We start from the raw sequence: 4218 nt of genomic DNA, 5'->3' as shown, positions 1-4218 counted from the left end.
GCTGCCGGGCAGGGCCACCGCCGCCGGCAGGTCTCCCCGGGCGAGCGAACGCAGCCTCGCCTGAAGATCGTCGAACACCGGACGCGCCAAGGAAATCCCCGAATACTGCTGAACCTCCGGGCACAATGCGGCAATGCGATACCCGGATGCAACCCTTCAGGCCGCCCCTGATCGGGGCGGATTGTCCCTTCACCCCGATGTGACGAAGGCTCACGATCCCGCCCATGGTGCGGCGGGATGTCGCAATCAGTCTTGAAATGGTTTTATTTGTCGATTGACATAAGTTTGGTCGAGTGAGAAAAACAAACCATAAGGGAGACGGACATGGGTCAGGACTTGTTCAAGGGCAGAATTGCCGTGGTCACGGGGGCCGCTTCGGGGATCGGACAGGCCCTGGCGCGCGACTTCGCCCGGCGCGGCTGCACCCTGGCGATTTCCGACATCAATGCCGATCGCCTGGAAACCCTGGCCGGCGAGCTGCGCCGTCAGGGCGTGACGGTCCTGGCGCAGGCCATGGACGTCTCGGACCGCGAGGCCTTCTTCGCCTTCGCCGACAAGGTGGCCGCTGAACTGGGCGGCGCCGATTTCGTCGTCAACAATGCCGGCGTCGCGCTTGTCGGCTCGATCGACAGCCTGCCGATCGAACAGATCGAATGGTTGATGGGCATCAATTTCTGGGGTGTCGTCTATGGCACCAAGGCTTTCCTGCCCCGGATGCTGGCGAAGAAGTCAGGCTCGATCGTCAATATTTCCAGCGTCTTCGGCCTGATCGGCGTGCCTGGCCAGGGGGCTTACTGCGCGGCGAAATTCGCCGTTCGCGGCTTCACCGAAACCCTGCGCCAGGAAGTTCACGGCACGGGCGTTCACATCGGCTGCGTCCATCCCGGCGGCATCAAGACGAATATCGCCGCCTCGGCCCGGGTGGTGGAGTTGCCGGCCGGCGCCGAATCGGCGGAAGCGATCGCCAGGCGGTTCGAGGAAATCGCTCGCACGACGCCGGAGCAGGCCGCCGCCACCATCATCCGCGGGATCGAGCGGCACTCACCCCGGATTCTCATCGGCCCCGATGCCCGCGTCATTTCCGGGCTCTCGCGGCTGTTGCCGGTTGCTTACACGGCGCTGGTGCGGAAGGCCTTTGGGGGCCTTGCCGCCGGCGCCAAGGACAAGAACAGCAAAACCCCTGCAACCGTCCGGTCCTGAGGCGCAAGGCGCCGACCGGCAACGACAAGGAGACACATCATGAGCATGGTCGAAATCAAGCCGCGCAATATCAAGTTCGCCCTCGCCGGCGAGGACAAGCGCAACTGGTTCGGCGGCAACCCGGTCGCCACGGCGATGATGGACGGCGCCTCCGTCCTGTTCCCGATCGGCGAGACCTTCTTCATCCAGTCGGTCATCCATTTCCGCGACCGGATCAGCGATCCCAAGCTGCTGGCCGAAATCACCGGCTTCCAGCAGCAGGAAGGCATCCATTCGCGCGAACACCGCCGCTACAACAAGGCGGTCGAAGCCTTCGGCGGCAATATCGCCGCGCTTGAAGCCCGCCTGCAGCGCGAGATCGACATTCTCGACGAGAAGAAGGCCTCGCCCGAATATCGCCTGGCCCTGACCTGCGCCTTCGAGCATTTCACCGCGATGCTGGCGGAACATGTGCTCGAGCATCCGGAATTCCTGGAAAAGGCCGAGCCGGAATTCGCCCGCATCTGGTGCTGGCACGCGATCGAGGAAGCGGAACACAAGTCCGTCGCCTTCGACGTCTGGAACCAGGTGAAGCCCAAGGGCCTCAAGGGTTACCTGATGCGCGTGCGGGCGATGCTGAAGGCGACCTCGGTCTTCGTCGGCCAGAGCCGCTACAACGCCAAGGCCCTGATGCGCGCCCGTGGTTACGGCGGCATGCGCCACACGGTGTTCGGCATTCTCTACTTCTCGCTGATCAGCCCGGGCGTGTTGCTGCGCACGCTGCCCGATTACCTGTCCTACTTCAAGCCGGGCTACCACCCCTGGCAGAAGGACACGCGCCACCTGATCGAGAAATACAAGTCGGCCTACGAAGCCTGATCGACACAAGGGAGAACGAGGATGGGCAAGCTGGACATCACGCCGCGGAACCTGAAGTTCGCGCTGGCCGGCGACGACAAGCGCAACTGGTTCGCCGGCAATCCGGTGGCGACCGCGATCATGGACGGGTCGTCCATCCTCTTCCCCGTGGGCGAGACCTATTTCATCAATGCCGTGGTCCATTTCCGCGACCAGGTGACCGACCCCAAGCTTTTGGCGGAAATCACCGCCTTTCAGCAGCAGGAAGGCATCCATTCGCGGGAACACCGGCGCTACAACAATGCGATCAAGGCGTTCGGCGGCGATGTCGATGCCCTCGAGCAGCGCCTGCGCGACGAAATCGCCCGCTGGGACGACAGCCCGCTGTTCAAGCTGGCGGTGACCTGCGCCTTCGAGCATTTCACCGCGATCCTCGCCGACGATCTCCTGTCCCATCCCGATTTCATGAAGGGCGCGGATCCCGAATTCTCGCGCCTCTGGCACTGGCATGCGATCGAGGAAGCGGAGCACAAGTCCGTCGCCTATGACGTCTGGAACATCGTGAAGCCCAAGGGGCTTGCCGGCTACCGGATGCGGACGCGGGCCATGCGCCTCGCCACCCGGGTCTTCCTCGGCCAGGTGCATCACAACGCGGCCGAGTTGCTGAAGGCGCGGGGCGAGGCCAGGGGCTGGCGCAGCATCGCGGCCGCCGCCTGGTTCGGGTTGGTGAAGCCGGGCATCCTGCGCCGGACACTGGGCATCTATCTGTCCTACTACCGCCCGGGCTTCCACCCCTGGCAGCACGACAACCGCAAGGTCATCGAGACCTACAAGGCCGCTTACGAGGTCTGATTGGTCCCGCGCCCGGTCAGCAGCCGGTGGGCGAGGAGGCCCGCCAGGCTGAGGCCGGCGATGGTAAAGCCCATGGGCGCCGCCGTGCCATTGTCGAACAGGCCGACGAAGGCGCCGCCCAGGGCCCCCAGCCCGAACTGAAGCACCCCGATCAGGGCCGAGGCGATGCCGGCGTTGGCGCCGGCCCGCGACATGGCCGCCGCCGCCGCGTTGGCCGAAACGAAGCCAAGGCTGGCGATACAGGCGAAGAGCGGCACCAGCACGAACACGAGCTGCGCCGGCTGGACCAGGGTGACGCCGGCCAGGGCGACCGCGGCCAGCGCCTGCGCGACCATCACCACCGCCAGGATTTGCCGCCCGGAATAATGCCGCAGCAGCCGCATGTTGATCTGGCTGGTGGCGATGAGGCCGAGGGCATTGAGGCCGAACAGCAGCCCGTAAGCCTGCGGGCTGACGCCATAAAGCGTGATGAAGACGAAGGGCGAGCCGGTGATATAGGCGAACATGCCCGCCATCAGGAAACCGCTCGACAGGGAAAAGCCCATGAACACGGGGTCCGCCAGCAGCCGGCCATAGGCGTGAAGGATACGGGCGAGGCCACCGCGCTGGCGCTGTTCGGCCGGCAGGGTTTCGGGCAGGGCGAAGAAGACGGCGCCAAGGCAGGCGGCACCGAAGGTGGCCAGCGCGGCGAAGATCCAGCGCCAGTCGGCGATCGCCAGCAGCTGCCCGCCCAGCATCGGGGCGAGAATGGGCGCGAGGCCCATGACCAGCATCAGCAGGGAAAAGACCCGCGCCGAATCCCGCTCGTCGAACAGGTCGCGCACCATGGCGCGGGCGATCACGATACCGGCGCAGCCGCCCAGGGCCTGGACGAAGCGCAGCACGCTCAGGGTCTCGATATCGGGCGCGAAGATCGCGGCGATCGAGGCGGCGACATAGACCAGAATACCGCCCACCATGGGCAGGCGCCGGCCCAGCCGGTCGGACAGCGGGCCATGCACCGACTGGCCGATGGCAAGGCCGATGAAGAAGGCCGCCAGCGTGCCCTGCACCGCGCCGGCGCTGGCGCCGAAATGCGTCTCCAGCGCCGGGAAGGCGGGCAGATACATGTCGATGGACAGCGGCGCGAAGGCGGTCAGCGATCCAAGGATCACGATGAGGCCGAGGCGGCCGGGCTTGGTCGGGGTCGGGTTTGCGGTCATGGCGCGACTTTAACGATTCTCATCGCGGCCAACCCGCGCAACCTCGGGCATGGGGCCATGCGGCGGCCTAGCCCGTCCAGCGGATGCGGTTGCCGCCCAGCGCGGCGGCGTGGGCGAGGGCCTGTTC

The 4218-nt window shown here is 65.8% G+C and carries 4 protein-coding genes; 3 read left to right on the top strand and 1 reads right to left on the bottom strand.

What is annotated here, in order from left to right:
* Nucleotides 1-324 precede the first annotated feature (324 nt).
* Genes WAZ62_RS21495 through WAZ62_RS21485 form a run of 3 tightly spaced genes read left to right on the top strand, consistent with a single transcriptional unit; the run spans nucleotide 325 to nucleotide 2889 of the window.
* A complete protein-coding gene (locus WAZ62_RS21495; protein WP_422645578.1) occupies nucleotides 325-1200 on the top strand; it encodes an SDR family NAD(P)-dependent oxidoreductase in 876 nt (291 codons plus the stop codon).
* A gap of 39 nt (nucleotides 1201-1239) precedes the next feature.
* Nucleotides 1240-2058: a metal-dependent hydrolase gene (locus WAZ62_RS21490; protein ID WP_422645577.1), complete on the top strand. Its 819-nt coding sequence runs from the start codon at nucleotides 1240-1242 to the stop codon at nucleotides 2056-2058.
* Between the two features lie 21 nt (nucleotides 2059-2079).
* Complete coding sequence (locus WAZ62_RS21485) at nucleotides 2080-2889, top strand: metal-dependent hydrolase (protein ID WP_422645576.1); 810 nt, start codon at nucleotides 2080-2082, stop codon at nucleotides 2887-2889.
* Here WAZ62_RS21485 and WAZ62_RS21480 read toward each other — a convergent pair.
* Entirely contained in the window at nucleotides 2877-4091 is a 1215-nt protein-coding gene (locus WAZ62_RS21480; protein ID WP_422645575.1) for a Bcr/CflA family multidrug efflux MFS transporter, read from the bottom strand. The genes WAZ62_RS21485 and WAZ62_RS21480 overlap by 13 nt on opposite strands.
* Nucleotides 4092-4218 lie beyond the last annotated feature (127 nt).

This window comes from Zavarzinia sp. (assembly GCF_049306435.1).
GTDB lineage: Bacteria > Pseudomonadota > Alphaproteobacteria > Zavarziniales > Zavarziniaceae > Zavarzinia.
Note: the sequence above shows the minus strand (reverse complement) of the source record. Positions and strands in the feature narration are given on the sequence as shown.

Bases quoted from the DNA above. Each gene is read 5' to 3' on its own strand.
- WAZ62_RS21495 (WP_422645578.1), top strand. From the start codon at position 325: ATGGGTCAGGACTTGTTCAAGGGCAGAATTGCCGTGGTCACGGGGGCC.
- WAZ62_RS21490 (WP_422645577.1), top strand. From the start codon at position 1,240: ATGAGCATGGTCGAAATCAAGCCGCGCAATATCAAGTTCGCCCTCGCC.
- WAZ62_RS21485 (WP_422645576.1), top strand. From the start codon at position 2,080: ATGGGCAAGCTGGACATCACGCCGCGGAACCTGAAGTTCGCGCTGGCC.
- WAZ62_RS21480 (WP_422645575.1), bottom strand. From the start codon at position 4,091: ATGACCGCAAACCCGACCCCGACCAAGCCCGGCCGCCTCGGCCTCATC.